This is a genomic window from Burkholderia humptydooensis (genome assembly GCF_001513745.1).
In the GTDB taxonomy this organism is placed as follows: domain Bacteria; phylum Pseudomonadota; class Gammaproteobacteria; order Burkholderiales; family Burkholderiaceae; genus Burkholderia; species Burkholderia humptydooensis.
The window spans coordinates 1628020-1653260 of sequence record NZ_CP013382.1 but is presented as its reverse complement, the minus strand read 5'-3'; the positions used below and the strand labels follow the sequence as shown (position 1 = coordinate 1653260).

Sequence of the window (25241 nt, the reverse complement as noted above, 5' to 3'; positions counted from 1 at the left end):
CGGTCCGGCGCGCGGGCACCATGACGCCTGTTTCGCGATTGCGCTCGTTCGCGCCGTCGCCCAATCGGAGGAAAGCATGGGAGCAGATCCGGTTTTCATTCAAGTCGGCGCGCTGGCCGAAGGTTTCGCGCCCGGCAGCCACATACTCGCGCCCGTCGACGATCTCGCGGGACGCACGCTCGCGCTCGCCGCGACAGACGGCGCGACGCGCGAATACACGTTCGCCGATCGATCGACGCTGCGCTGGCGCGAGCGGCAAGCGGCGCGCGATGCGGGGCGTGCGCGCGATGCGGGGGGCGCGAGCGGCGAGGCCGCGTACCGCGCGACGCAACTGCGCGACGGCATCTATTTCGTCGACTACGTCGATCCGACCCGGCGCGCGACATCGGTCAGCCTCGTGCTCGATTTGCCGCGGGGCGTCTGGACGTCGGTCGAAGGCGTGCTGCCGGCCGAAGACGACGTGCGCGTCGATTCGTTTTCGCGCGTCGCCCGCGGCTTGCCGTTGACGGGCGTCGACGCGACGTTCCGTCACGGCGCGATCGTGGGCGCGGCCGCGCCCGGCCCGCTGCACGCGCCGACGCGCGAGCTGGTCGGCAAGCGGACGATGTACCGCTACAGCGCGACCGAGTGCTACGAGCACATCTACCTGAACGACGAGTTCTACGCGTGGCATTGCCTCGCCGGCGTCGAGCGCGGGCTCGCGGACGTCGACCGCTGCCATTGCTTCAAGCTCGCCGACGCGCTGTACCTGTTCGTCTGGCGCGAGAAGATCGTGCCGACGCTCGGCGTCGTGCTGATCGATCTCGACCGGTGCAGGACGGACGGCAAGATCTTCGGCTACCGCGAGGGAGATTTCGGCGCGCTGTCGAATTTCCCGATCGGCGCTCATGCCCAGGTGCTGAACGAAACCGTGCATCCGCTCGCGCGATGAACGGCGCCGGTTCGACGCGCGCGGCGCCGCCGAGCGGCCGGCTCGTCGCCGATTTTCGCGGCCGCACGGCGCTCGTGACGGGCGGCGCGCAAGGCATCGGCGCGGCGATCGCCGATGCGTTCGCCGCTGCCGGCGCGAGCGTCGCGATCGCAGACTTGCAGGGCGACGCGGCCGCCGCGTTCGCCGCGCGACTGGCCGCACGCGGCACCGCCGGCGGGCAAACGGTGCGTGCGCACCGGGTCGACGCCGCGCGGCGCGACGAACTGTTCGCGCTCGTGGCGCAGGTCGAGGCGGATACCGGGCGGCTCGACATCGTCGTTCACAACGCGGCGTACTTCCCGCTGACGCCGTTCGACGCGATCGCGCCCGACGTGCTCGAGCGCACGCTCGCCGTCAATCTGTCCGCGTTGTTCTGGCTCACGCAGGCGGCGTTGCCGGCGTTCGAGCGCGCGGGGCAGGGGCGTGTGCTCGCGACGTCGTCGGTGACGGGGCCGCGCGTCGCGTACCCGGGGCTTGCGCACTACGCGGCGTCGAAGGCCGGCGTGAACGGCTTCATTCGCGCGGCGGCGCTCGAACTCGCGCAGCGGAACGTGACCGTCAACGGCGTCGAGCCGGGGATGATCCGCACGCCGGCCGCCGGCAATCTCGGCGATGCGGCGCACGGCGAGCGGATCGCGCGCGGCGTGCCGCTCGGCCGCCTCGGCGAGCCGGAGGACATCGCGGCCGCGATGCTGTTCCTCGCGTCCGACGCGGCGGGCTATATCACCGGGCAGACGATCGTCGTCGACGGCGGCGCGACGCTGCCGGAGACCGCGGCGGCGACCGGATAGCGGGGCCGGCATGGAAGCCGGCGCGCCGGCTGCCGCGCCGAAGCCGTCCATCGGCGTCCGGCATGGGGATGCGGAACGAGTGTACGGGCCGCGCGTTCGTCGCGGTATCGGCCGTTCGGCTGAATGGGCGCCTGCACGATTTGCCGATTCGGGCTCATCGCGGCGTCGGCGGCGCGGCTACGCTGCCGGGGCCGCCCGATCGCGATCGAGATGCCCGCCGCCATGACGCACGACCCAGCCAGACCCGATGCCGACGCCGATCCCGCGTCGTATGCGCACGCGCTGCGAACCTGCGTGGCGTCGCTGCAGGCGCTCGCGCGGCCGACGGCCACGGTGTTCTACCGGATCGACGCAAGCGGCGAGCCGGTCGATTTCGAGCTGTTCGGGATGACGGCCGCGATGCATCGCGCGTATGTGAGCCGTTACCGGCCGCTCGATCCGCTGCACCCGTCGCGCTGCGCGTCGCAGCCGGGCGCGGTCGTCACGCTCGCGTCGCAGTTGCCGGACGAGCGGCGCGACGCGTCGTCGTACTGGACGGGCTTCCTGCGGCGGCACGGCGTCGCCGATGTCGTCGAGGTGCTGCTGCGCGACTGCGGCGCGGCGGTCGCCGCGTTCTCGCTGCTGCGTCTGGCGGGCGACGGCCGCTACTCGGCGGCCGAGATCGCGGCGCTGCATGCGGTCCAGCCGGTCGTCGAGGTCGCGCTGCTGCCGCCGCTGCGCGCGGTGCGCGGAATTCGCCGGATCGCGTGCGGCGCGCGGCTCACGCATCGCGAGGAGCAGATCGCGCGGCTCGTGCGCGACGGGCGGTCGAACAAGGCGATCGCGCGCGATCTCGCGCTTGGCCAGCCGACCGTCAAGACGCATCTGCTGCGGATGTTTCGCAAGCTCGGCGTGTCGAACCGGACCGAACTCGTCGGCGCGCTGTTCCTGTGACGGGCGGGCGACGCCGCCGCGCGCCGGTCCCGCCCGCCAAGCTGCCAATTTGCGCTAACCCGCCGCGAAACCGCGTCGCTACAGTGGTGCGACCGATCCGCGCCGCCATCGTCCGGCGCGGGCCGAGCGATCACATGAACGATCACATCCCAACACGAGACGCACATGACACAGACCGACCTCGTCGCCGTGGCCGACACGGTGCGCACGTTCACCGAACGCGAATTCGGCATCTTCATCGACGGCGCGATGCGCGCCGCGCATTCGCCGCGCCGGCTCGACGTATTCGATCCCGCCACCGGCGAGCGTCTTTCGCGCGTGCCCGACGCCGATGCGCACGACGTCGAGGCCGCCGTCGCTAGCGCGAAGCGCGCATTCGACTCGCGCGCATGGAGCGGGCTGCGGCCGGCCGATCGCGAGCGCATCCTGCTGAAGCTCGCCGACCTGCTCGAAGCGCATGCCGAAGCGCTCGCGCAGCTCGAAACGCTGAATCAGGGCAAGTCGATTCTCGTGTCGCGCGGCGTCGAGGTCGGCGCGACGATCGAATACGTCCGCTACATGGCGGGCTGGGCGACGAAGATCACCGGGCAGACGCTCGACGTGTCGATTCCGTTTCCGCCCGGCGCGCGCTACACCGCTTACACGCGCAAGGAGCCGGTCGGCGTCGTCGCCGCGATCGTGCCGTGGAATTTTCCGCTGATGATCGCCGTCTGGAAGCTCGTGCCGGCGCTCGCGGCGGGCTGCACGGTCGTGCTCAAGCCGTCGCCCGAGACGCCGCTCACCGCGTTCAGGCTCGCCGAGCTCGCGCTCGAAGCGGGCGTGCCGGCGGGGGTGTTCAACGTCGTGACGGGCGGGCGCGAGTGCGGCGCCGCGCTCGCGAGCCATCCGTCGGTGCGCAAGATATCGTTCACCGGCTCGACCGCCACGGGCAAGCTCGTCGGCGCGGCCGCCGTGCAGAACATGACGCGCTTCTCGCTCGAGCTCGGCGGCAAGAATCCGATCGTAATGCTCGAGGACGTCGACGTCGACGCGGCGCTCGGCGGCGTCGCGGCGGGGGCGTTCTTCAATCAGGGGCAAGTGTGCGCGGCCGCGTCGCGCATCTACGTGCACCGCAGCAAGTTTCGCCGGCTCGCGGACGGGCTCGCCGGCGTCGCCTCGGCCATGCGGCTCGGCCCGGGGCTCGACCCGGCCGCGCAGATCAACCCGCTCGTGTCCGCGCACCATCGCGACAAGGTCGTGCAGCACATCGAAGAAGCGCGCCGCGACGGCCTCACGTTCCTCGCGGGCGGCACGCGCGCCGACGATCTGCCCGGCTACTTCGTGCGCCCGGCCGTGATCGCCGATGCGGCGCACGACAGCGCGATCGTGCGCGACGAAGTGTTCGGGCCGGTCGTCGTCGTGCTGCCGTTCGACGATCCGGCCGACGCGGTGCGGCTCGCGAACGCGTCGCCGTATGGGCTCGCCGCGAGCCTGTGGAGCAACGACCTGAAGGCGGTGTTGGATCTCGTGCCGCGGATCGAGGCGGGCACCGTTTGGGTCAATTGCCACATTCCGCTCGATCCGTCGATGCCGTTCGGCGGCTACAAGCAATCGGGCATCGGCCGCGAGTTCGGCCAATACGCGATCGAAGGCTTCACCGAAACCAAATCCGTCTGCATCGCGCACTGAACGCGCGGACCGTTCGATTTTTCCCCGGAGCAATGCAATGAGCTACAACGATTCCCGTTTCTGGCACCCGATGCTGCACCCGAACGACATGAAGCGCCGCGCGCCGATCCGCATCGTGCGCGGCGACGGCTGCCACGTGTACGACGAGCGCGGGCGTCAGCTCGTCGACGGCGTCGCGGGCTTGTGGAACGTCAACGTCGGCCACAACCGCGCCGAGGTCAAGGAAGCGATCGTGCGCCAGCTCGACGAGCTCGAATACTTCCAGTTGTTCGACGGCGTCACGCATCCGCGCGCCGAGGAGCTGTCGAAGAAGCTGATCGACATGATGGAGCCCGAAGGCATGCGCCGCGTGCTGTACAGCTCGGGCGGCTCGGATTCGGTCGAGACCGCGCTCAAGATCGCGCGCCAGTACTGGAAAGTGCGCGGGCAGGCCGACCGCACGAAGTTCATCTCGCTGAAGCAGGGCTACCACGGCACGCATTTCGGCGGCGCGTCGGTGAACGGCAACACGGTGTTCAGGCGCAACTACGAACCGAACCTGTCAGGCTGCTTCCATGTCGAGACGCCGTGGCTCTACCGCAATCCGTTCACGCAGGATCCCGAAGCGCTTGGCCGCATCTGCGCGGAGCTGCTCGAGCGCGAGATCCTGTTCCAGAGCCCGGACACGGTCGCCGCATTCATCGCCGAGCCGATCCAGGGCGCGGGCGGCGTGATCGTGCCGCCAGCGAACTACTGGCCGCTCGTGCGCGAAGTCTGCGACCGCTACGGCGTGCTGTTGATCGCCGACGAAGTCGTGACGGGCTTCGGGCGCAGCGGGAGCCTGTTCGGCAGCCGCGGCTGGGGCGTGAAGCCCGATATCATGTGCCTCGCGAAAGGCATCTCGTCCGGCTACGTGCCGCTTGGCGCGACCGCGGTGAACGCGCGGATCGAGGACGCGTTCGCGTCGAACGCGGACTTCAGCGGCGCGATCATGCACGGCTACACGTACTCGGGGCACCCGGTCGCGTGCGCGGCGGCGCTCGCGAGCCTCGACATCGTGCTGCGCGAAGACCTGCCCGCGAACGCGGCGAAGCAGGGCGCGCATCTGATCGACGCGCTGCGGCCGTTCGTCGAGCGCTTCGACGCGGTTGGCGAAGTGCGCGGCAAGGGGCTGATGGTCGCGCTCGACCTCGTCGCCGACAAGGCGACGCGCACGCCGATCGATCCGATGTCGGGCTACGCGAACGCGGTCGCCGAAGTCGCGCGAGAAAACGGCGTGCTGGTGCGGCCGGTCGGCACGAAGATCATCCTGTCGCCGCCGCTCGTGATCCGTCGCGAGCAGATCGACCGGATCGTTGCGGGCCTCGAGGCCGGCTTTGACGCGACGCCGTTTCCGGGCGGCCGATGACGCGCGGCTGAAGATCCGCTGACGAATGCCTGACGAACTTTTGCGGAACGGCTGACGGCCGGCGCGGCATGCGCGCGGCCCCGGCCGTTTTGCCGATTTGCGCTACATGCGGGAATTTTGGCCTCCGTATTTTCTCGACATTGACGCATCGCAAAGGAGACGAGGATGTCGGATTGGTCGGAGTATTCGAATGCGCAGGCGGGAACGCCGCCCGGCGACGCGAACGGCCGGCCCGCGCTGGCGGCGGGCGCGGTGGGCTTTCCGACCGCGCTCGCGAGCGCGGTCGGCCTCATCATGGCGAGCCCGGTGATCCTGACCGCGACGTCCGGCTTCGGGATGGGCGGCTGGGCGTTCGCGGTCGCCATGGTCATCGCGTTCGTGATGATGCAGGCGCAGGCGACGACGTTTTCCGAGGCGGCGGCGATGCTGCCGACGGCCGGCTCGGTCTACGACTACCTGTCGTGCGGGCTCGGCCGCTTCTGGGCGATCACGGGCACGATCTCCGCGTACTTCCTCGTCCACGTGTTCGCCGGCACGGCGGAGACGATCCTGAGCGGCATCATGGCGCTCGTCAACTTCGAATCGCTGAACGCGGCGTTCGAGCGGCACAACAGCGCGTGGCTCGTCGGCGTCGGCCTCGTCGCGACCTTCGCGTTCACCAACATCATCGGCATCAAGGTGTTCAGCAAGCTCGAGATCGTGCTGACGATCGGCATGTGGCTGTCGCTGATGACGTTCGGCGTGCTCGGGCTCGCGGCCGCGCCCGCCGTGCAGCTCGACGGCTGGTTCGGACGCTCGGAGGCCGGCGCGTCGGCGCCCGCCGTGCTGTCGCTCGTCGGGATGGCGATGTTCATGTTCGTCGGCTGCGAGTTCGTCACGCCGCTCGCGCCGGAAATGAAGGCGCCTGGCAAGACGATTCCGCGCGCGATGGCGCTCGGGCTCGCGGGCGTTGCGGTCTGCATGTTTCTCTACGGCGCGGCGATCAAGCGCCAGGTGCCGAACGTCGCGGTGACGGCCGACGGCCTCACGCATCTGCTCGATACGCCCGGCGCGATTCCCGCGTTCGCGCTGCAGGTGCTCGGCCCGTTCGGGCGCGTGTGGTTCGGCGTCGCGTTCCTGTTCGCCGGCGCGGCGACGATCAACACGCTGATGGCCGGACTGCCGCGGATCCTGTATGGCATGGCCGTCGACGGCGCGCTGCCTAAATGCTTCGCGTATTTGCATCCGCGCTTTCGCACGCCGGTCGTCGGCATCGTCGCGGCGGCCGTCGTGCCGATCGCGCACGCGTGGATCATCCACGGCGATCTCGACAGCATCATGCACCTCGTGCTCGCCGCGACCTGCGCGTGGGGCACCGCGTACCTGCTTGTCACGCTGTCCGTCGTGATGCTCAGGATTCGCCGCCCGGACCTGCCGCGGCCGTACCGGTCGCCCTGGTTTCCGCTGCCGCAGATCGTGTCGAGCGTCGGCATCGTGCTCGCGATCTGGTACATCGCGCCGCCGGGGATGAACAGCCGCGACATCTACGTGCCGTTCGGCACGATGCTCGGGCTCACTGCGCTCTATGCGCTGTTCTGGACGGTGGTCGTGCAGCGCAAGCATCCGTTCCGGCCGGTGCCCGTCGAAGAGGTGCTGCGCAACGAGCACGTGCGATGAGCGGGCGATCGACGGCCATCGGCCGCGTTGCATCGATGGTGGCATCGATGGCCGGATGGCGGCGCCGGTTCGCGCCGGAGGCCGCGCCCGGCTATCGGCGCGGCGCGACGCTCGCGCGCGTCGCCGCGGATCTGGGCGCGGCGCTCGCTGCGGCGGACGACGGCGGGGCCGCGCGAATGGCGCTCGACGACGGCGTCGAGTTGCGTGCGACCGAGCGCGTCGACCGGCAATTTCTGCTGCATACGGTCAGCGTGCAACTGGAACGGACGCTCGCGGGGCCCGACGCGCACGGCTTGGCATCGATCGCCGCGAGCGGCTGGGTGCGTCGCGGGCCGGCCGTCGCGGCGGTCGAGCGCAATGCCGACGCGCGATTCGGCGCGCTCGTCCCGGCGCTGCTCGCCGCGCCCGCGCTCGGCGCGCCGCTGGCGGCGCTCGATCTGACATACTGTGCGATCGTCGCGCGCGGCCCATGCTGGACGCTGCGCATCGCGCCGTTCGGCGGCAGCGAAGTGGCCGGCAGGATGCCGTCGTTCCGGCGTTACGTGCGTCTTGCCGATACGCAGCGCGACGCGCTGCGCGCGGCGTTCGCCGGCTTCGAGGCCGCGCTTGCGCGCCTGCCGCCGGGCGATTGACGCCGCACGAGCGGCTGGCGGCCGCGCCGCGTTGCCGTGGGCGCCGGCCGTCGCGCCGCATCGGAATTCTCTGGAGGCATCCATGTTGTTCCAGTCGCGTTCGCTCGAAGACGTCCACGATCACGGGCTCGCCATCGCCGGCTGGCGGCAGGTCTACCGGCAGATGACGCCCGGCCGCTTCAAGGGCACGGTCACGCAGGTCTTGTACGACGATTTCCATTTCTTCCGCGAAACGACGAACCGCCGCGTCGCGCAGACGGGCGTGTCCCCGGAGGGGCGCACGTCGCTTGCGGTGCCGGTGCTCGCGCCGCTGTCCGGGACGTTCCAGCGGCGGCATGTCGACGGCTACGCGCTGCTCGCGCTGCGCCCCGGCGAGGACTTCGAGTTCCACACGCCCGAAGGGATGCGGCTCGTCGGCATCAGCGCCGCGCCGGACATGATCGACGAGCTGTGCGAAGCCGAATTCGGCACGCGCGACAATCGCGCGCCGCGGCATGTGATCCGGCTGACGGACGAGCAGGGCGCGGCGCTCGGCGCGCGCCTGTCGTCGCATATCGACGATGCGCAGCGCAACCCGGCGTGGCTCGAATACGACGCAACCCGCAAGATGTTTCGCGACGCGATGCTCGGCGTGTTCCTCGATGCGCTCGCGGGCGCGGTCGGCGACGAACGGCGCGACATCACGCACGCGACGTACAGCGACATCGTCGGACGTTGCGAGCGCTATCTGTGGGCGCGCCCCGAAGAGCCCGTGACGGTGCTCGAGCTGTGCCGTGCGCTGCGCTGCAGCCGGCGCACGCTGCAGACGAGCTTCCAGCGCGTCGCCGACGTGACGCCCGTCACGTACTTGCGCACGATCCGTCTGAACGCCGTGCGCCGTCTGCTGCGCACGACGTCCGCCGATGCGCTGGGCGTCGGCGAGGCCGCGGCGCGCTGGGGTTTCACGCATCTCGGCTATTTCGCGCGCGAGTATCGCGGCCTGTTCGGCGAGCTGCCGTCACAGACGCGCCGTCTGTCCTGAGTGCCGGCATCGCGCATGTCCTGCCGTGAAGCCCGCGCGTTGCGCGCCGCACGCGCGAAGCGACGGGTTCGTTCGCGATCCTGAATGCGTTGCGCGCGGCGCTGACGCATTTGCCGATTTGGGATACAGGGCCAAAATTTTCGCTGGATAGAGTTCCTCCACTGCTGCCGATCGAGGTGGTTCGGCCGATCGATTGCAATCCAAATCAATGACGGGAGTGGGTGGAGCATGAAAGTCGGAATCTGGATCGCGGCCGGCGTCGCCGGCGCAGCCGTCGCGCCTGCTTGCGCGCAAAGCAGCGTCACGTTGTACGGCACGGTGGATACAGGCGTCATCTATTCGACGAACCAGCAGGTCACGCATGCGGACGGCGGCGTGAGCGGCGGCCATGCGTGGCAGATGGGCGGCGGAAACCTGGTGCCTTCGCGGTGGGGATTGCAGGGCGCGGAGGCGCTCGGCGGAGGATTGAAGGCGGTGTTCGCGCTCGAGCAGCAATTCCTGTCGGCGAGCGGCCAGGCGTTGCAGGGCGGCGCGGCGTTCAGCCGCCAGGCGTGGATCGGCCTGCGCCACGACGCATACGGCACGCTCGGCGTCGGGCGCCAATACGATTCGTACACCGATATGCTCGGCGCGTACGTGTCGAGCAACGGCTGGGCGACGCCGTATGGCTCGCATCTCGGCGACGTTGACAATCTGAATGCGGCATTCAACTTCAACAACGCGGTCAAGTTCACGAGCGCCGATTTCCAGGGGCTGACGTTCGGCGGCACGTTCAGCTTCGGGGGGCAGGCGGGGGATTTCTCCGCGCGTCGCGGCTATTCGGTCGCCGCCGCCTACAGCCGTGCGCCGATTTCGCTCGGCATCGGCTATCTGAACCTGCGGCAGCCGCTCGACGCGGCGCTCGGCGGCGCGAACGGATACATCGGCGATTTCGCGTGCAGCAACGCGGGCGCGATGTACTGCCTGTTGCAGGATGCGGTGTCGATGAAGGCGTTTGGCGTCGGCGGATCGGTTGCGCTCGGCGACGCGACCGTCGCGCTGACCTATACGCACACCCGCCTCGACGACAGCGCGTATTTCGCGACCGCCGCGCATCCGCAGCGAGCGTCGATCGGGTTCGACATTGCCGAACTGAACGCGACATACGCGTTCACGCCGATGCTGCGTGGCGGCGTTGCTTACATCTTCAACAACGCGAAGGCCGATAGCCGGGGGTCAACGCGCTTTCATCAACTGAACGTCGGCGCGAACTACAGTGTGTCGAAACGGACCGCGCTGTATGCGGTCGCGATCGGACAGATCGCGTCGGGGCGCGGGCTCGGCAGCGACTCGAACGGCGATCCCGCGAATTACGCGCAGATTCCCGTATTGGCGAGCAGCGATTCGAACCGGCAACTCGCGGTGATAGCGGGGGTGAAGGTGGATTTCTGACGTGCCGCCGGGCCGGCTAACGCGTTGCGATCGCGACGGCCGCGCCCGCCATCGCGGCCGCGCTCGCGCGATTGGCCGCCTTCACCGCGCGGCGGCTCGTCAGCAGCTTGCGGGCGCGTGCCGCGAGCAACGCCCATGCGCAGTCGACCGCGATCAACACGGTCAGCAGCGTCAACGTCAATTCGAGCCACGCGACACCGCCCACCCGCGACAGGTCGACCATCGTCGGCAGCAGCGCGACGTAGAAGATCATGATCTTCGGGTTGCCGAGCGTCACCGCGAGGCCGGCCAGAAACATGCGCAACGGCGACTGTCCGCTCGGGAGGTTGCCGGACGGCGCATCGGCAGGCGCGAACCACATCTTCCACGCGAGAAACAGCAGATAGGCGATCCCCGCGAACTTCAGCACGAGAAAGCCGACCGCGAACGTGTGCGCGACCACCGCGAGCCCGGCTACCGCGCACGTGAGCCAGATCACTTCGCCGAGCCACATCGCCGCGAGGAACGGCAATACGTCTCGGAATCCGTTCGTCAGTACGCGCGCGACCAGCGCAGCGATGCTCGGGCCGGGCGAGCCGGCGGCGATCAGCAGTGCGGCGGCGAAGATGGTGAGGCTGGACAGCGACATGTCGACTCTCCCGGTGCGATTCGCGATGGCGATCGATATGAGGAATTAATTATAGTAGCGGCGACTCGCATTCGCATCCGACCAATTGCCATTCGACCGTGACCGCACACGACCCCGCCACGCAACCATCCCCGATCCGCATCCGCGCCGCCCGCGCCGACGAAGCGCCGCTGATGGCCGCCGTCGAAGCCGCCGCCGCGCGCCGCTTCGACGGCATCGGCATGCCGCACATCGCGTCAAGCCCGCCGACCGATCTCGCCGATCTGCGCGAGCGGATCGGCGACGATCGCGCGCTCGTCGCCTTCGATGCCTTGGATGCCGACGACGCGCGCATCGTCGGCTTTGCGATATACAGGATGCTCGATGCGTCGCGTCTCTATCTCGAGGAGATCGACGTGGCGCCCGAGCACGCGGGGCGGCGGATCGGTTCCGCGCTGATCGAGGCTGTCGTGGCGCGCGCTCGCGCAGCGGGCGCGGGGCAGGTCGTGCTGTCGACGTTCCGGCAGGTGCCGTGGAATGCGCCGTATTATCGTCGCCTTGGCTTCGTCGATCTCGACGACGATACGCTCGATCCCGCGTTGGCGGCGATACGCGCAGCACATGTCGCGCACGGGCTCGACGAATCGCAGCGCGTGTTCATGGCGCGCGTGATCTGCGAATAGCGTCTGAGCCGGCGCTGGAACTTGGCATTGTTTGCCGGACGCCGAGGCCCGAGGCCCGGGGCCGACCCGCCCCCGAACGGCAACGCCCCGGTCCCGACACCCCCTTACGCCGCGCTTTCCAGCGCCGGATAGTCCGTATATCCCGCTTCGCCTTCAGCGTAGAACGTGGCGAAATTCGGCTCGTTGAGCGGCGCCTTCAGCTCGAAGCGGCGCGGCAGATCCGGATTCGCGATAAAAAGCTTGCCCCATGCGACCGCATCCGCCTGTCCGGCGTCGAGCGCCGCCTGAGCGCTGTCGAGCGTGAACTGCTCGTTCGCGATGAACGGCCCGCCGAACGCCGCCTTTAGCTGCGGGCCGATGGAATCGGCGCCGAACGATTCGCGCGCGAACAGGAAGGCGATGCGGCGGCGGCCGAGTTCGCGCGCGACGTAGCCGAACGTCGCGGCAGGGTCCGAATCGCCCATCGTATGCGCATCGCCGCGCGGCGCGAGATGCACGCCGACGCGCGCCGCGCCCCAGACGTCGATCGCCTCGTCGACCACTTCGAGCAAGAGGCGCGCGCGATTCTCGATCGAGCCGCCGTATGCATCGGTGCGGCGGTTCGAGCTGTCCTGCAGGAACTGATCGAGCAGATAGCCGTTCGCGCCGTGCACCTCGACGCCGTCGAAGCCGGCCGCGCGCGCGTTTTCCGCGCCGCGGCGGAACGCGGCGACGACGCCCGGGATTTCGTCGAGCTCGAGCGCGCGCGGCGTCGCGTAGGGCCGTTGCGGACGCACGAGGCTCACGTGGCCGCCGGGTGCGATCGCGCTCGGCGCGACGGGCAGCGCGCCGTCGAGGAACACAGGATCCGACACGCGGCCGACGTGCCAGAGCTGCAGGAAGATGCGGCCGCCGGCGGCGTGGACGGTGTCCGTCACGAGCCGCCAGCCGTCGACCTGTTCCGGCGACCAGATGCCCGGCGTGCTCGCGTAGCCGACGCCTTGCGGCGTGACCGACGTCGCCTCGCTGATGATGAGCCCGGCGGATGCGCGCTCCGCGTAGTACCGCGCCATCAGCGCGTTGGGCGTGCGCGTGTCGCCGGCGCGGGCGCGGGTCAGCGGTGCCATGATGATGCGGTTCGGAAGCGTCAGGTCGCCGATGGTCAGCGGATCGAACAGAGAAGGCATATGAGGGGACCTCTTCGAGTGTGGCTAAGCCCTTGCGGCGAGTGGGCGGAATCAAAGGCCGCGCTGCAGTGAATCGAGAAATGCTTGAATTACCGCGTCGTTGCGCTTGAAGAACGCCCATTGGCCGACGCGGGTCGACGTGACGAGCCCGGCGCGCTCGAGCGTGGCGAGGTGCGCGGACACGGTCGATTGCGACAATCCGCACAGCGCGTCGATCTGGCCTGCGCAGACGCCTTGCGGAAAGGGCCCCGCGTGCGCTGCGGGGAAATGCTTGTCGGGCTCCTTGAGCCACGCAAGGATCGCACGGCGGACGGGGCTGGCAAGCGCTTTGTGAATGGCGTCGGCATCGAAGGTCATGGGCGGCGCGGTGCAATCGCGAATCGTCGTTTTCCGAAGCTTAGATCGACCAATGACGATATAAACAGCAACACTCTATTGACTAGGGGTGATTGAATCCGGCAATCGATGCGATAGCGACGCCCGTGAAGGACCGTCGCGCCGCAGCGGCAGCGGGCGACCGCCCCGTTTCACGCACCCGACGCGGTTTTGCGGCAGGCAGCGGCCCGTCGCGCGACGCACTCAATTCCAGCGTCCGTCGATGTAGATCCACGCGCCTCCCCGCTGCTGCCAATAGCCGGGCACCCAGCGGTGGCCAGGGCGTTGCGCGATCCAGCGGCCGGGTATCCATGCGTATCGGCCGCCGCGCCAGCCCCAATAGCCGTTCGTCCAGACATAGCCGCGCGGACGCGGCGGCGCGGGGCGGCGCTCGCGCCGAAGCGGCGGAGGCGGGCGGTCCGGGCGGCCGGGATACGGCGGCCGGGCGGGCTGAGGCTGCATCGGCGGTCGATAGCCGGGCGGCGATTGCGGCGGCCCGGGCGGCTGCTGAGCCGTCGCATCGCGGCCGAAGCCGAGGCCGCCGGCAAGCGAGGCGCCGGCGAGCGACAGCGTGCGGAGAAAATGACGTCGATTCATGGTTGCTCCAAAGGATGGGCCGGAAGCGGCGCGAGCCGATATGGCTGCACAGGTTCGACGTTAACGCCCTGAGTGGTCGGCCATCGTTACGAATCCTGTAACGGCTGTTACGGCGTCCGACAGTCGAGTGGAGCGTGGAGATGGAAGAAATCTATGGAGGCTGTTTGCCGATAGTCTTTCGTATTCATGACGGCGGTCTCGATCGGACAAGTAAAAAATGCCGATTTCGCTGAGTTCGCGCGAAGCTGTTTGTTGTTTATACGCAACCGTCAAGACGCTGACACAGAAGAATGATCGTGTCGATCCCACCAAAAAGACCCTGTCAAGAGGTCAAAAACGTCTATTAAAACAAATACTTATAAGAGGATTGCATTTCTATTATTTCTAGTTCTGGAAAAGCTTATTTCTTTATTCGCGAATGGCGGCCCTAGGGTACACCCCTAAACTCACGGTTCCCAGAACGGGCAACCATCCGGGCGCGGCCATGCAGGTAGTCTTGCAAACCGATATGGCGCTTCCGGGCGGTTGCGGACCGTTTATCGAAACGAGGTCGCAAGGCCTACCTTTTTTAAAAGGGAGCTCCACGCATGAACAAGACTCTGATTGTTGCAGCAGTTGCTGCATCGTTCGCAACCGTCGCACACGCGCAAAGCAGCGTCACGCTGTACGGCGTGCTCGACGCGGGCATCACGTACCAAAGCAATGTCGCGACGCCGTCGGGCTCGGGCAAGTCGCTGTGGTCGGTCGGCTCGGGCGTCGACCAAAGCCGTTTCGGTCTGCGCGGCTCGGAAGACCTGGGTGGCGGCCTGAAGGCGATCTTCACGTTGGAAAGCGGCTTCAACATCGGTAACGGCCGCTTCAACAACGGTGGCGGCATGTTCAACCGTCAAGCGTTCGTCGGCCTGTCGAGCAACTATGGCACCGTCACGCTGGGCCGTCAGTACGACGCAACCCAAGACTACCTGTCGCCGCTGTCGGCAACGGGCACCTGGGGCGGCACGTACTTCGCGCACCCGCTCAACAACGACCGCCTGAACACGAACGGCGACGTTGCAGTGAACAACACGGTCAAGTTCACGAGCGCGAACTACGCCGGCCTGCAATTCGGCGGCACGTACTCGTTCTCGAACAACTCGCAATTCGCGAACAACCGTGCATACAGCGCGGGCGCTTCGTACCAGTTCCAAGGCCTGAAGGTCGGTGCGGCGTACTCGCAAGCTAACAACGCTGGCGCGAACACCACGGGCGCAACGGATCCGCTGACCGGCTTCAACATCGGCGGCACGAACGCAGCAAGCATCCAGGGCCGTTCGCGCGTGTACGGTGCCGGCGCAAGCTACGCTTACGGCCCGCTGCAAGGCGGCCTGCTCTGGACGCAATCGCGTCTCGACAACCTGGCAAACGGCACGCCGACCATTCGTGCCGACAACTACGAAGCTAACGTGAAGTACAACCTGACGCCGGCTCTGGGTCTGGGCGTTGCTTACACGTACACGAACGCGAAGGCGAACGGCGAAAGCGCTCACTGGAACCAAGTTGGCGTCCAGGCCGACTACGCGCTGTCGAAGCGCACCGACGTGTACGCACAAGCTGTGTACCAGCGTTCGTCGAAGAACGCGAATGCGTCGATCTACAACGGCGACCTCAGCACGCCGTTCAGCACGTCGATCAACCAAACCGCAGCAACGGTTGGTCTGCGTCACCGCTTCTAAGCATGACGGCTGGCTCGTCCAGTCTCGAAAAGGCGCCTTCGGGCGCCTTTTTTTATGCGCCGTGCCAGCACGACGCACATTGCACGAAAACAAAAAAGCGAGGCTTGCGCATGCATCCTCGCTTTTTTGGTGCGGCTGGCGACGCGGGCTGACGGTCATTCGGCGGCCAACCCTGCCGCATCAGCCGATCCGTCGTTCAGGCTCAGTACGTGTAATTGCCGCTCGCTTCCGGTTGATAGACGATCTCGACGATCTTCAGTGTCGCGTCCGCGGCGCCCGGTAGCGTCACTTTCACCCGTTCGCCGCGGCGCGCGCCGAGAAGCGCCATGCCGACCGGCGAAAACACGTTCAACCGGCCTTGCTCGAAATTGGCCGCGTCCGGATAGACGATGGTCCAGATCATGTCCTGGCCGGCGCTTTCGTCGAGCAGCTTGATCTGCGAGTTCATCGTGACGACGTTTGCCTGAATCTTGTCCGGCTCGACGATATCGGCGCGCTCGAGCAGCGTGTCGAGCATTTCCTGATAGCGCGGGTTGCGTTCCGCATGCTTTTCGAGGCGTGCGACGTCGAGTTCGGTGAGTTGGTAAATCCTGTTTCTCATGACAGTCTCCAAATGATCGGCTTGGGTGGCGTGGCCAACCTGCGGGATCGCCCGGAGCCTGGCTGACGCGGCTCCGGGATGGGGCTGCCGTCAGATCAAGCGCCGGGCCGCGGCGAGCGGCGCTGCAAGCGTGCTTCGAAGGAGGGAGCGCGCCGCCGCCGCGACCACGGCCGCGCGCGAACCGCGCGTGCGGTGCGCAAGAAAGGCGTGGAAGGTCGGCGTGCACATGAGCGAGGCGATAAAACGAATGGCGAAAGACGGGATAAACTTTACAAATATACAACAAAACGACCGTTCAGACAGCCGACAGACGGTTTTGCGAAGCGCTCCTCCATTGTTGCCCATATGGTGCTTTTAACGGGCTTTCGGTCGAGATGCAACTTGCTATTTTTGTCGTTGGCGCAACGCTGTATGTTCAAACTAGGGGTTTCCCCTTGTTATACCGGTGACTAGACTGGAATCAATCGCTTCCGGCAAGGATGCCTGGAGCGACGCAAATACAACATTCCGGAGGTCAACCATGAAATCGTTCGTCTACGCAGCCGTTGCCGCTTCGATCCTCGCCGCGCCGCTTGCGTCGTTCGCGCAGGCCGACCAACAACAGCCGCTCACCCGCGAGCAAGTGAAGTCTGAACTCGTCCAGCTCGAACAGAACGGCTACAAGCCCGAATCGGGCGACACCCAGTACCCGGCGAACGTGCAGGCGGCGTCGCAACGGATGCAACCCGCGCAGCAGACGCTCACGCACGCCGACACGAGCGGCTATGGCGTCCAGCCGGCCGGCGCGTCGGAATCCGGCGGCCGCGCGAGCAAGTCGCCGACTTCGCCGGCGTTCAGTCATTCGGTCTACTTCGGCAACTGACCGAATCGAGCCGTCAGGCCGAATGGGCGCCCGGGGCCGCCGGGCGTCCGCCAGCAAACGTGAAGAGGTCGATTCCATAAACCGCGAGCCCGCGCGATGTGCAGGGCTCGCGGGTCGGGAGCCGAACCTCCGTCGCCGCATTCAGGCGGCTTTGCCCAGACGCGATGCGTTTGGGCATTTTTTGATGGACGTCGCGGCGCGCGACTACTGCAAATGCGCGGCGGCCGGAATTCCGTGGATGTAATGCTCCAGTTGATCGATCGTGAACTGCTGGTCGGCAATCACGCTCTTCACGAGATCGCCGATCGACACGAGACCAATGAGCTTGCCGTCGTCGAGGACGGGCAAGTGACGCATCCGGTGCTCTGTCATCAGCGCCATGCACTCGTCGCTGGTTTGCGTCGGTTCGACGTAGCGCACCTTCGCCGTCATGATTTCCTCGACGCGCGTTGCTTTCGACGAACGGTCGAGGAGCACCACCTTGCGCGCGTAATCGCGTTCCGTCACGATGCCGGCAATGTTCGCGCCATCCATCACGAGCAGCGCGCCTATGCTCCTTTCGGCCATCAGCTTGATCGCGTTGTAGACGGAATCGGACTTTTCGATCGTGTGAATCGTGCGTCCCGAATCGGGCTTCGACCTGAGAATCTGTGCGACGGTGAGGCTCATACGCTGTCTCCCTTGGCTGGGCGATTCACGGAAAGCGGCGCGCGGCCGCCGCGTCGGGTCAAAAATCCAGTATAGATCGGCGTCCGCGGGCGGGTGCGTCCAGTTCTCAGATTAGCGGTAAACTTCGTGCACTCGCCATCCAGAACATTCCTTAATTCTTTCGTTTGATGCATTCCATGAAGTCTTCGCATCCCGAATCGCCGCAACCCGGCGACGGCGCCGCGCTCGAGTGCGTGACGCTCGTCGCCACCGCGACGCTTCCTACCCGCTACGGCACCTTCACGTCGTATGCGTTTCGCGTCGCGGGCGGCGATGCCGAGCACCTGGCGCTCGTGATGGGTGATGTCGCCGAGCAGCCGTCGGTGCTGACGCGGCTTCATTCCGAATGCCTGACGGGCGACGTGTTCGGCTCATATCGATGCGATTGCGGCGAGCAACTCGATCTCGCGCTGCGCTACATCGCGGCCGAAGCGCGCGGCGTATTGCTGTATCTGCGCGGGCATGAAGGCCGCGGGATCGGCCTGAGCAACAAGATCCGCGCGTATGCGCTGCAGGAGCAGGGGCGCGACACCGTCGAGGCGAACCTCGATCTCGGGCTGCCCGACGACGCGCGCGAATACGATTCCGCCGCCGCGATCCTGCGCATCCTGAAAGTCACGTCCGTGCGCTTAATGAGCAACAATCCGAAGAAATTCGACACGCTCGCGCGGCACGGCATCCCGGTCTGCGAGCGCGTTGCGCTTGCCGTGCCGGTGCGCGAGGAGAACGAGCGCTACATTCGCACGAAGCAGCTCAAGTTCGGCCACTATTACTTCGACGAAAACGAATAGCGCGCGCCGCGCGGCGTGGCTTGCGCGCGCCGAAGCGCTGCTCGGCGATCGGCAGATCGAAGCGGTGGCGCACCTCGGCCGCGATCCAGTCGCATGCCTGCCGCGCGCAATCGGTGAGCATCTGGCGGTCCGCATGGCCGTCGATGTCGTAGACGAAGTGCACGTCCACTTCGTCGCCCGCCAGGTTCCGCTCGAGCTCGTTCAGATGCAGCCGAGGCGACAGGCCTTGCGCGAGCGCGCGCAACTCGTCGAAGTGGTATTCGAGCCAATCGGCGAAAAAGAGCGCATCACCGCGATCCGCGAGGCGAAACGCGGCGCTGCGCGTCACGCGCATGCCGGTGCCGGCCGCATGCGGCGCGCCCGATTCGGAGCGCGTCGCGGCGTCGTGCCGGCGACTCGCCGCCTGCGCCGCCGTTGCCGCGCGCTCGCCCGGCGCTCGCTGCGCGAGCGGGGCGTGCGCGCGCCGGCATCGCGTGCGCAGCGCGTGCCAGAGCAGCGCGTCGCCGTTCGCGGCGGACGGCTGCATCGTCAGATCATGCGCGCCGTCGTCGCAATGCTCGACTTCGCGAATCACGAGCCGCAGCGTGCAGAGCGGCTCGTCGTCGAGATACAGGGTTGCGGAGCGCGGCAGTCCGCAGACGGGCGGCATCGCGCCGCGCGCGCGGAATACGAGCCCCTGTCTGCCGAGCCGCACGAGCGGCAGGCGTTCGGCGAACGACGGGAACGCGACGGCGATGCGGGTTTCGCCGGCATCGAACGTAGGGAGCATCGCGCGAAATACCGGTGAATGGTCCACGGTGTAGAAGTCTCCTTGGATGACGAACAGCCCGGTTCCGCGGACCGTCGATCAGGCGCGCTCTCAGGCGGCCTCGGCGCGCGGCGCGCCCAGCAGCGGATCGAGACCGAGCGCGGCGAGCGTTTGCGCATCGAGGTCGATCCAGCATGCGACGACCATGCGCCCGTCGATCTGCTGCGCGGGCCCGGCCCGGTGCGCGTGCACGCCGATCCGGCGGAACAGGCGCTCCATGCTGAGAAACGTCACGCCGATCAGTTGCTTCGCGCCGCGCCGCGCCGCGCACTCGACGACGGCGGCGAGCATCGGCCGCACCGCCCACGCCGGATTGCCGGTTCCGGCCGGGTCCTCGGCGTTCGCGGCGAAGCGCGACAGCTCCCAGACGGCGGTGGACTGCGGCAGCGGCATGTCGTTCGCGACCAGGGTCGGGAACAGCTCCTTCAGCAGGTAGGGGCGGGTCGTCGGCAGCAGCCGGGCGCAGCCGCAGATTTCCCCGTCGTCGTCGCGGGCGAACACGTAGACGGTATCGTCGCGATCGTACTGATCCCGCTCGAACCCTTCGCTCGCCGACGGCAGTTTCCAGCCGAGCTGCTCGACGAAAACGCGGTGCCGATAAAGGCCCAGATCAGCCGCCAAGTCGCTCGGCAGGCGCCCGTCGCCATGAACGAAAGTTCGCATGGTGTCGTCCTCGTGCGTGTGCTTTGGAATGGGCGCATTACATCGCGCGCTCCGAGGACAGGTAACTGTTAACCCTTACAGGGTCGGGAAAGCGAAGCGGGTGAGGGGGGAATGGATTTCGGCAGTGCCGGACTGCAAAGATTCGATAATTTGCTTGTCAATCCGCAATGTTCGAGGAAAATTGGACAATATGCACCGATTGCGCCGACGCGCATCACTGCAGGGTAGGGCCCGCATGTGAAAAATCGCCGCGACGAAGCATCGCGGCGGCGACGGCGGACGGCCAGTTCAACTGGGCGAGCCGGCGCGACAGCGCGGCCGACGTCGAATCCATGCCGATGTCGCGCCCGTTGTCGTCGATGCCCATCACGTTGCTGCGCACGTCGCTCCATGCGATGACGAATGCGCCCGTGGCGCCGTCGATGTACCAGTCCCAGCCCACCGTGAGGTGCGCCGTGCCCATGCCGGACGGCCGCTCCCACTCGGTGTAGCCGGCGATGCGGGCGTCGATGTCGCTCGCGCGCAGCTCGCCGAGCAGTCCGGAATCGATTCCGGACGATACGTGAACGAGTTGCAGCTCGGCGAACGCGTGCGCGGGAAGGCGCACGTAGCCGTCGGTGGATGGGCCGCGAAAGCGGTGGAGCAATGGTGAATTCATGCCGCGGAATGTATCAGTCCGCGCGCGTGCTGAAACCTAGCAAGTATGACAGCGTGAAGCTGCTGGAGAACGAATGGAACTGCGCTGGCAAGATGCCTATCTTCAATTTAGCGCCGCGGAGAACGAGCAGCAGCTCTTCCAACAGATCGCAGCGTATACGAAGCGGCTCGGCTTCGAATATTGCTGCTATGGCATACGCGTGCCGTTGCCCATCTCGAGGCCGGTCGTCGCGATCTTCGATACCTATCCGAACGGCTGGATGGAGCGCTACCAGGAAATGAACTACCTGGAGGTCGATCCGACCGTGCGCGAAGGCGCGCTCAGCTCGAACATGATCGTCTGGCCGGAGGCGAGCGCCTGCGACGCGACGTCGCTGTGGAGCGACGCGCGCGATCACGGGCTTGCGGTGGGCGTCGCGCAGTCGAGCTGGGCATCGCGCGGTGTGTTCGGCCTCCTGACGATCGCGCGGCACACGGACCGCCTGACGATCGCCGAGATCAACCATCTGACGCTGCAGACGAACTGGCTCGCGAACATGTCGCACTCGCTGATGAGCCGCTTCCTCGTGCCGAAGCTCGCGCCCGAATCGGGCGTGGCGCTCACGCACCGCGAGCGGGAAGTGCTGTGCTGGACGGGCGAAGGCAAGACCGCGTGCGAGATCGGCCAGATCCTCGGCATTTCCGAGCGCACGGTGAACTTCCACGTCAACAACGTCCTCGACAAGCTCGGCGCGACGAACAAGGTGCAGGCCGTCGTGAAGGCGATCGCGATGGGGCTCGTCGACGCGCCGTGAGCGGCGCGGCCGCGCCGCGCGCGATGCGTCACTCCATCATCGGCTCGGCTTCCTTCGCGGTCCAGCTCACGCTCGAGATGCTTTTCTCCATGCTCATCCGGCTCGCGATCTGCTCGAGCTTCTGCTGATCCTTCGGGTGCAGCTTCAGCGTCGCCGTGACCTTGATGCGCTCGGGCGCATCGGCTTCGCGCGGCACGTCCTCGCTCGTCAGGCTCTGGAACGACAGCGGCTTCGCATACATCGAGTTCGACAGCAGCGTCCGGATGTGCACTTCGTCCGATGCGAGGCAGATCACCATGATCTGATATTCGCGCACGAGATCGGCGTTCGACACGGGCGTCGCGTTGATCGCCTGGCTCACGCCGCGCAGCAGCGTGTTCGTCAGCAGGACGACGCCCGTGCCCGCGAGCGCGGGCAGGTAGTGGCCGGCGCCCGACAGCACGCCGACCGCGGCCGAGCACCAGAGGGTCGCCGCGGTGTTGATGCCCTGGATCGAGCCCTTGTCGCGCATGATGACGCCGCCGCCGAGAAAGCCGACGCCGGAGACGACGTACGCGGCGATTTGCGTGACGCCGGGGATTCCGTTGCCCGTCAGGACGCCGAGCGTGACGAACAGACATGCGCCGCTCGCGACGAGCGTGATCGTGCGCAAGCCGGCCGTGCGCTGGCGGATCTGCCGTTCGAGGCCGATGGCGACCCCGCAGGCGAACGCGGTGAAGAGGCGAAGTGCGAATTCGAAGGTCATTGGTGTTCTGCCATGCCGAATGCGCCGCGCGACGGGAGCGGCGGCGCGGGCGACCCTTGCGGGCGCGCGTGCATCTGCGTACTCGCGCGACACTTTAGCGCGCGAATCGATGCGATTGTGTGAAACGGGAAATCGCACGCGTTCCGACGAACGCGCGCGGCGGCGAATCGGCCGGCAGGCGTTCAGGCGAAGCGGCGTGCGGACGTTGCGCTGCTACTGTCCACGACGGTTCCTGAAAGAATGGATGGCGGGCATTCTAGGCGCGACCCGTCGCGCGAGTCAACCCGCGGGCGGCCGCGGCGAACGCGCGGGTGCATCGCGCGTTCGTCGTCGACGTTGCGTTCAGCGCTCAGCGTGGCGGACGCCGTCGCGCACGAGCCGCACGCGCGTGATCTCCGACGGCGCGCCGAGCCGCTTCGGCGGCCCCCAGTAGCCGGTGCCGCGGCTCGTATAGACCCACAGGCCGCCGAGCCTCGCGAGTCCCGCGGTGAACGGCTGCTGCAGTCGCACGAAGAAATTCCACGGGAAAAACTGGCCGCCGTGCGTGTGCCCGGACAGTTGCAGCGTGAAGCCCGCGTCGGCTGCGGCGCTCGCGCTGCGCGGCTGGTGCGCGAGCAGCACGCGGATGCGCACGTCGACCGGCGCGCCCGCGAGCGCCGCGCCCGGATCGCTCCGATGCGCGGGGTCGAAGTGGCCCGCCGAGTAGTCGGTGACGCCCGCGATCACGAGCTGGCCGTCGCCATGGTCGATCGTCCGATGCTCGTTGAGCAGGACTTCGAGGCCGAGGCGGCGGAACTCGGCGATCCATTCGTCGGCGCCCGAGTAGTACTCGTGATTGCCCGTCACGACGAACGCGCCGTGGCGCGCGCGCAGCCGGCCGAGCGGCGCCGCGTGGCCCGCGAGCTGCGCGATGGTGCCGTCGACGACGTCGCCCGTCACCGCGACGAGGTCCGGCTCGAGCCGGTTGACCGCCTGGACGATCGCCTCGACGTAGCCGCGCTTGATCGTCGGGCCGACGTGGATGTCGCTGATCTGCACGATCGTGAAGCCGTCGAGCGCGGCGGGCAGGTCGTCGATCGGCACCGCGACGTCGACGACGCGCGCGCGGCGTCGCGCATTGACGAAGCCGATGACGCTCACCGCGAGCGCCGCGAGCGGCACGCCGGCCGCCGTCTGCGTGCGCCAGTGCGCGAGCGACACCGCGCGGGGCGCGAGCGCGTCGATGGTGACGAGCGATGCGAGCAGCACGTCGCGCGCGAGCGTGAGCACGAGCAGCGACGAGAAGAAACCCATCGCGAGGAGCCCGGCCCACGCGACGCGATCGCCGAGCGGCTGCCGCTCGAACATGCGCGACAGCATGCCGAGCGGAATCAGGAGGCACGACGCGACGAGCCACAGCGCGCCCGCGTAGCGGGCGGCGGGCGACGCGAGGTCGGGCAGGAGACGGAAGCCGACGTACACATGCAGCAGCACGCCGATGATCGTCAGGCGCAACAGAAACGATGAAACGCGTCGCATGGGCGGAAGGAAACAGGGGGAAGCCGAGGGGCGGCGGCGCGCGAACGCGCCGCCGTTGCGCGCTTATTCGATGCGCGCGATTTCGTCGAACGAGAAGCGGGGGCTGCGCGGGAACAGTCCGGCGGGATCGCCGTAGCCGAGGTTCACGAGGAAGTTCGACTTGATCGACGTGCCGGCGAAGAACGCGGCGTCGACGGTTGCCTGGTCGAAGCCGGACATCGGGCCGGCATCGAGGCCGAGCGCGCGCGCGGCGACGATCAGGTACGCGCCTTGCAGCGACGAATTGCGGAACGCGGTCGCTTCGATCAGCGCGTCGTTGCCGGCGAACCAACTGCGCGCGTCCGCGTGCGGGAAGAGCTTCGGCAGATGTTCGTGGAATTCCATGTCCATCCCGACGATCACGGTGACGGGCGCGGCCATCGTCTTCGCGAGATTGCCTTCGGACAGCGCGGGCTTGAGCCTCGCCTTCGCCTCCTGCGACTTCACGAACACGAAGCGCGCGGGGCTCGAGTTCGCCGACGTCGGGCCGCACTTGACGAGCTCGATCAGTTGATGGAGCAGCGCGTCGTCGACGGGTTTCGGCTGCCAGGCGTTATGCGTGCGCGCGGTGCGAAAAATTTGATCGAGAGCGGAATCGGAAAGAGTCATGTCGGGATCCGGATGAGCGCGCAAACGGTCTGGCGTTCGCGCGGCTAGAATTTGAACAGGGCGGCGCGGATCGCGGGTTGCGGTTCGCGCCATTCCGCGATGATAGCCGGATGCCGAGATTTTGACCGATGATGTTCGATTTGTTCGACAACCTGCCGAAACCCGATGTCGACTGGCGTCCGGACTGGCTCGCGCCCGCCGATGCAGACCGGTTCCATGCGCGCCTCGTCGACGAGGTCGCGTGGCGGCAGGACGCGATGCACACGCCGCGCGGCCTGTTGCCGCTGCCGCGCCTGACCGCGTGGCAGGGTGAGCCGGACGCGGTCTACGTGTATTCGGGCATCCGCAACGAGCCGGCGCCGTGGACGCCCGCCGTGCTCGAGCTGAAGCGGATGGTCGAGGCGGCGAGCCGCGCGCGCTTCAACAGCGTGCTGCTGAACCGCTATCGCAATGGCTTCGACAGCATGGGCTGGCACGCGGACGACGAGCCGGAGCTCGGTCCCGAGCCGGTGATCGCGTCGCTGAGCCTCGGCGCGACGCGGGTGTTCGATCTGCGGCACAACGAAACGGGCGTCGCGCACGCGTATCGGCTGACGAACGGCAGCCTGCTCGTGATGCGCGGACGCACGCAACGCGAGTGGCGGCACCGCGTGCCGAAGGAGCCCGCCGTGCAGGGCGAGCGGATCAACCTGACGTTTCGCTGGGTGAACGGGCCGCCCGCGGACGCGCGCCGCGCGAGGCCGCGTCCGCGCGGATGAAGGCGGGCCGCGTCCGCGCGTCGAAACCGCGCGGCCTTCGCGTTATGATTCGATTTCTT

General features: G+C 67.5%; 27 protein-coding genes. 15 read left to right on the top strand and 12 right to left on the bottom strand.

Going from position 1 to position 25241, the window contains the following annotated elements; all coding sequences use genetic code 11:
• Positions 1-76: 76 nt before the first annotated feature.
• From AQ610_RS26355 to AQ610_RS26315, 9 genes are all read left to right on the top strand, one after another.
• Entirely contained in the window at positions 77-931 is an 855-nt protein-coding gene (locus AQ610_RS26355; RefSeq protein WP_006027457.1) for a molybdenum cofactor biosynthesis F family protein, read from the top strand.
• Positions 928-1761, top strand: a complete 834-nt coding sequence (locus AQ610_RS26350; protein ID WP_006027456.1) for an SDR family oxidoreductase — start codon at positions 928-930, stop codon at positions 1759-1761. Before AQ610_RS26355 ends, AQ610_RS26350 begins: the two co-directional genes overlap by 4 nt.
• Positions 1762-1983: 222 nt before the next feature.
• On the top strand, positions 1984-2694 hold the full coding sequence (locus AQ610_RS26345) for a response regulator transcription factor (RefSeq protein WP_043282873.1): 711 nt from the start codon (positions 1984-1986) through the stop codon (positions 2692-2694).
• Between the two features lie 165 nt (positions 2695-2859).
• On the top strand, positions 2860-4362 hold the full coding sequence (locus AQ610_RS26340) for an aldehyde dehydrogenase family protein (protein WP_043282774.1): 1503 nt from the start codon (positions 2860-2862) through the stop codon (positions 4360-4362).
• A 37-nt stretch (positions 4363-4399) separates the two neighbouring features.
• Entirely contained in the window at positions 4400-5749 is a 1350-nt protein-coding gene (locus tag AQ610_RS26335; RefSeq protein WP_006027453.1) for an aspartate aminotransferase family protein, read from the top strand.
• Between the two features lie 165 nt (positions 5750-5914).
• The gene (locus AQ610_RS26330; protein WP_006027452.1) at positions 5915-7405 is read left to right on the top strand and encodes an APC family permease; all 1491 of its coding nucleotides are present in this window, start codon (positions 5915-5917) and stop codon (positions 7403-7405) included.
• Positions 7402-8037 (top strand): DUF3156 family protein, encoded by a 636-nt coding sequence (locus AQ610_RS26325; protein ID WP_043282772.1) that lies wholly within the window; start codon positions 7402-7404, stop codon positions 8035-8037. The genes AQ610_RS26330 and AQ610_RS26325 overlap by 4 nt, the downstream gene beginning before the upstream one ends.
• 82 nt (positions 8038-8119) lie before the next feature.
• Positions 8120-9058, top strand: a complete 939-nt coding sequence (locus AQ610_RS26320) for a helix-turn-helix domain-containing protein (protein WP_009914811.1) — start codon at positions 8120-8122, stop codon at positions 9056-9058.
• A 228-nt stretch (positions 9059-9286) separates the two neighbouring features.
• Complete coding sequence (locus AQ610_RS26315) at positions 9287-10489, top strand: porin (protein WP_006027449.1); 1203 nt, start codon at positions 9287-9289, stop codon at positions 10487-10489.
• Between the two features lie 16 nt (positions 10490-10505).
• Here the strand turns inward: AQ610_RS26315 and AQ610_RS26310 are convergent, their stop codons facing one another.
• Complete coding sequence (locus AQ610_RS26310) at positions 10506-11117, bottom strand: LysE family translocator (RefSeq protein ID WP_006027448.1); 612 nt, start codon at positions 11115-11117, stop codon at positions 10506-10508.
• A gap of 173 nt (positions 11118-11290) precedes the next feature.
• Between AQ610_RS26310 and AQ610_RS26305 the strand changes: the two genes are divergently transcribed.
• On the top strand, positions 11291-11779 hold the full coding sequence (locus AQ610_RS26305) for a GNAT family N-acetyltransferase (RefSeq protein ID WP_006027447.1): 489 nt from the start codon (positions 11291-11293) through the stop codon (positions 11777-11779).
• Between the two features lie 104 nt (positions 11780-11883).
• On the opposite strand, the gene AQ610_RS26300 is transcribed toward AQ610_RS26305, so the two are convergent.
• The 3 genes from AQ610_RS26300 to AQ610_RS26290 all read right to left on the bottom strand — a co-directional run bounded on the left by AQ610_RS26300 (position 11884) and on the right by AQ610_RS26290 (position 13917).
• On the bottom strand, positions 11884-12945 hold the full coding sequence (locus AQ610_RS26300) for an alkene reductase (RefSeq protein WP_006027446.1): 1062 nt from the start codon (positions 12943-12945) through the stop codon (positions 11884-11886).
• Between the two features lie 51 nt (positions 12946-12996).
• The gene (locus tag AQ610_RS26295) at positions 12997-13302 is read right to left on the bottom strand and encodes an ArsR/SmtB family transcription factor (RefSeq protein ID WP_006027445.1); all 306 of its coding nucleotides are present in this window, start codon (positions 13300-13302) and stop codon (positions 12997-12999) included.
• A gap of 222 nt (positions 13303-13524) precedes the next feature.
• Positions 13525-13917, bottom strand: coding sequence for a twin-arginine translocation signal domain-containing protein (locus tag AQ610_RS26290; protein ID WP_006027444.1), 393 nt, complete (start codon positions 13915-13917; stop codon positions 13525-13527).
• Positions 13918-14504: 587 nt separating this feature from the next.
• Here AQ610_RS26290 and omp38 point away from each other — a divergent pair.
• Positions 14505-15629, top strand: coding sequence for a porin Omp38 (omp38, locus tag AQ610_RS26285; RefSeq protein WP_006027443.1), 1125 nt, complete (start codon positions 14505-14507; stop codon positions 15627-15629).
• A gap of 202 nt (positions 15630-15831) precedes the next feature.
• Here omp38 and AQ610_RS26280 read toward each other — a convergent pair whose 3' ends face one another.
• Positions 15832-16230, bottom strand: a complete 399-nt coding sequence (locus AQ610_RS26280) for a GreA/GreB family elongation factor (protein ID WP_006027442.1) — start codon at positions 16228-16230, stop codon at positions 15832-15834.
• Positions 16231-16750: 520 nt separating this feature from the next.
• Here AQ610_RS26280 and AQ610_RS26275 point away from each other — a divergent pair.
• A complete protein-coding gene (locus AQ610_RS26275) occupies positions 16751-17092 on the top strand; it encodes a DUF4148 domain-containing protein (protein WP_006027441.1) in 342 nt (113 codons plus the stop codon).
• Positions 17093-17296: 204 nt separating this feature from the next.
• Here AQ610_RS26275 and AQ610_RS26270 read toward each other — a convergent pair whose 3' ends face one another.
• Positions 17297-17761 (bottom strand): CBS domain-containing protein, encoded by a 465-nt coding sequence (locus tag AQ610_RS26270; RefSeq protein ID WP_006027440.1) that lies wholly within the window; start codon positions 17759-17761, stop codon positions 17297-17299.
• A 176-nt stretch (positions 17762-17937) separates the two neighbouring features.
• On the opposite strand from AQ610_RS26270, the gene ribA reads away from it, so the two are divergent.
• Positions 17938-18591 (top strand): GTP cyclohydrolase II, encoded by a 654-nt coding sequence (gene ribA / locus AQ610_RS26265; protein ID WP_006027439.1) that lies wholly within the window; start codon positions 17938-17940, stop codon positions 18589-18591.
• On the opposite strand, the gene AQ610_RS26260 is transcribed toward ribA, so the two are convergent.
• The 3 genes from AQ610_RS26260 to AQ610_RS26250 all read right to left on the bottom strand — a co-directional run bounded on the left by AQ610_RS26260 (position 18554) and on the right by AQ610_RS26250 (position 20720).
• Entirely contained in the window at positions 18554-19360 is an 807-nt protein-coding gene (locus tag AQ610_RS26260) for a hydroxymethylglutaryl-CoA reductase (protein WP_006027438.1), read from the bottom strand. The genes ribA and AQ610_RS26260 overlap by 38 nt on opposite strands.
• 90 nt (positions 19361-19450) lie before the next feature.
• The gene (bspI1, locus tag AQ610_RS26255) at positions 19451-20062 is read right to left on the bottom strand and encodes an N-acylhomoserine lactone synthase BspI1 (protein WP_006027437.1); all 612 of its coding nucleotides are present in this window, start codon (positions 20060-20062) and stop codon (positions 19451-19453) included.
• 214 nt (positions 20063-20276) lie between these two features.
• Entirely contained in the window at positions 20277-20720 is a 444-nt protein-coding gene (locus AQ610_RS26250) for a DUF4902 domain-containing protein (RefSeq protein WP_043282771.1), read from the bottom strand.
• Between the two features lie 73 nt (positions 20721-20793).
• Here AQ610_RS26250 and bpsR point away from each other — a divergent pair, with 73 nt between their 5' ends.
• Positions 20794-21513 (top strand): autoinducer-binding transcriptional regulator BpsR, encoded by a 720-nt coding sequence (gene bpsR, locus AQ610_RS26245; RefSeq protein WP_006027435.1) that lies wholly within the window; start codon positions 20794-20796, stop codon positions 21511-21513.
• 28 nt (positions 21514-21541) lie between these two features.
• Here the strand turns inward: bpsR and AQ610_RS26240 are convergent, their stop codons facing one another.
• The 3 genes from AQ610_RS26240 to AQ610_RS26225 form a co-directional block, all read right to left on the bottom strand.
• Positions 21542-22258 (bottom strand): MgtC/SapB family protein, encoded by a 717-nt coding sequence (locus AQ610_RS26240; RefSeq protein ID WP_009914820.1) that lies wholly within the window; start codon positions 22256-22258, stop codon positions 21542-21544.
• A gap of 342 nt (positions 22259-22600) precedes the next feature.
• Positions 22601-23776, bottom strand: coding sequence for a metallophosphoesterase (locus AQ610_RS26230; protein WP_043282770.1), 1176 nt, complete (start codon positions 23774-23776; stop codon positions 22601-22603).
• A gap of 63 nt (positions 23777-23839) precedes the next feature.
• A complete protein-coding gene (locus tag AQ610_RS26225; protein WP_009914821.1) occupies positions 23840-24424 on the bottom strand; it encodes a malonic semialdehyde reductase in 585 nt (194 codons plus the stop codon).
• Between the two features lie 131 nt (positions 24425-24555).
• Between AQ610_RS26225 and AQ610_RS26220 the strand changes: the two genes are divergently transcribed.
• Complete coding sequence (locus AQ610_RS26220) at positions 24556-25182, top strand: alpha-ketoglutarate-dependent dioxygenase AlkB family protein (RefSeq protein WP_043282871.1); 627 nt, start codon at positions 24556-24558, stop codon at positions 25180-25182.
• The last annotated feature ends 59 nt before the right edge of the window (positions 25183-25241 follow it).

Coding starts and splice junctions, on each gene's coding strand:
- AQ610_RS26355 (WP_006027457.1), top strand. CDS start 77: ATGGGAGCAGATCCGGTTTTCATTCAAGTCGGCGCGCTGGCCGAAGGT.
- AQ610_RS26350 (WP_006027456.1), top strand. CDS start 928: ATGAACGGCGCCGGTTCGACGCGCGCGGCGCCGCCGAGCGGCCGGCTC.
- AQ610_RS26345 (WP_043282873.1), top strand. CDS start 1,984: ATGACGCACGACCCAGCCAGACCCGATGCCGACGCCGATCCCGCGTCG.
- AQ610_RS26340 (WP_043282774.1), top strand. CDS start 2,860: ATGACACAGACCGACCTCGTCGCCGTGGCCGACACGGTGCGCACGTTC.
- AQ610_RS26335 (WP_006027453.1), top strand. CDS start 4,400: ATGAGCTACAACGATTCCCGTTTCTGGCACCCGATGCTGCACCCGAAC.
- AQ610_RS26330 (WP_006027452.1), top strand. CDS start 5,915: ATGTCGGATTGGTCGGAGTATTCGAATGCGCAGGCGGGAACGCCGCCC.
- AQ610_RS26325 (WP_043282772.1), top strand. CDS start 7,402: ATGAGCGGGCGATCGACGGCCATCGGCCGCGTTGCATCGATGGTGGCA.
- AQ610_RS26320 (WP_009914811.1), top strand. CDS start 8,120: ATGTTGTTCCAGTCGCGTTCGCTCGAAGACGTCCACGATCACGGGCTC.
- AQ610_RS26315 (WP_006027449.1), top strand. CDS start 9,287: ATGAAAGTCGGAATCTGGATCGCGGCCGGCGTCGCCGGCGCAGCCGTC.
- AQ610_RS26310 (WP_006027448.1), bottom strand. CDS start 11,117: ATGTCGCTGTCCAGCCTCACCATCTTCGCCGCCGCACTGCTGATCGCC.
- AQ610_RS26305 (WP_006027447.1), top strand. CDS start 11,291: ATGGCCGCCGTCGAAGCCGCCGCCGCGCGCCGCTTCGACGGCATCGGC.
- AQ610_RS26300 (WP_006027446.1), bottom strand. CDS start 12,945: ATGCCTTCTCTGTTCGATCCGCTGACCATCGGCGACCTGACGCTTCCG.
- AQ610_RS26295 (WP_006027445.1), bottom strand. CDS start 13,302: ATGACCTTCGATGCCGACGCCATTCACAAAGCGCTTGCCAGCCCCGTC.
- AQ610_RS26290 (WP_006027444.1), bottom strand. CDS start 13,917: ATGAATCGACGTCATTTTCTCCGCACGCTGTCGCTCGCCGGCGCCTCG.
- omp38 (WP_006027443.1), top strand. CDS start 14,505: ATGAACAAGACTCTGATTGTTGCAGCAGTTGCTGCATCGTTCGCAACC.
- AQ610_RS26280 (WP_006027442.1), bottom strand. CDS start 16,230: ATGAGAAACAGGATTTACCAACTCACCGAACTCGACGTCGCACGCCTC.
- AQ610_RS26275 (WP_006027441.1), top strand. CDS start 16,751: ATGAAATCGTTCGTCTACGCAGCCGTTGCCGCTTCGATCCTCGCCGCG.
- AQ610_RS26270 (WP_006027440.1), bottom strand. CDS start 17,761: ATGAGCCTCACCGTCGCACAGATTCTCAGGTCGAAGCCCGATTCGGGA.
- ribA (WP_006027439.1), top strand. CDS start 17,938: ATGAAGTCTTCGCATCCCGAATCGCCGCAACCCGGCGACGGCGCCGCG.
- AQ610_RS26260 (WP_006027438.1), bottom strand. CDS start 19,360: ATGCTCCCTACGTTCGATGCCGGCGAAACCCGCATCGCCGTCGCGTTC.
- bspI1 (WP_006027437.1), bottom strand. CDS start 20,062: ATGCGAACTTTCGTTCATGGCGACGGGCGCCTGCCGAGCGACTTGGCG.
- AQ610_RS26250 (WP_043282771.1), bottom strand. CDS start 20,720: ATGAATTCACCATTGCTCCACCGCTTTCGCGGCCCATCCACCGACGGC.
- bpsR (WP_006027435.1), top strand. CDS start 20,794: ATGGAACTGCGCTGGCAAGATGCCTATCTTCAATTTAGCGCCGCGGAG.
- AQ610_RS26240 (WP_009914820.1), bottom strand. CDS start 22,258: ATGACCTTCGAATTCGCACTTCGCCTCTTCACCGCGTTCGCCTGCGGG.
- AQ610_RS26230 (WP_043282770.1), bottom strand. CDS start 23,776: ATGCGACGCGTTTCATCGTTTCTGTTGCGCCTGACGATCATCGGCGTG.
- AQ610_RS26225 (WP_009914821.1), bottom strand. CDS start 24,424: ATGACTCTTTCCGATTCCGCTCTCGATCAAATTTTTCGCACCGCGCGC.
- AQ610_RS26220 (WP_043282871.1), top strand. CDS start 24,556: ATGTTCGATTTGTTCGACAACCTGCCGAAACCCGATGTCGACTGGCGT.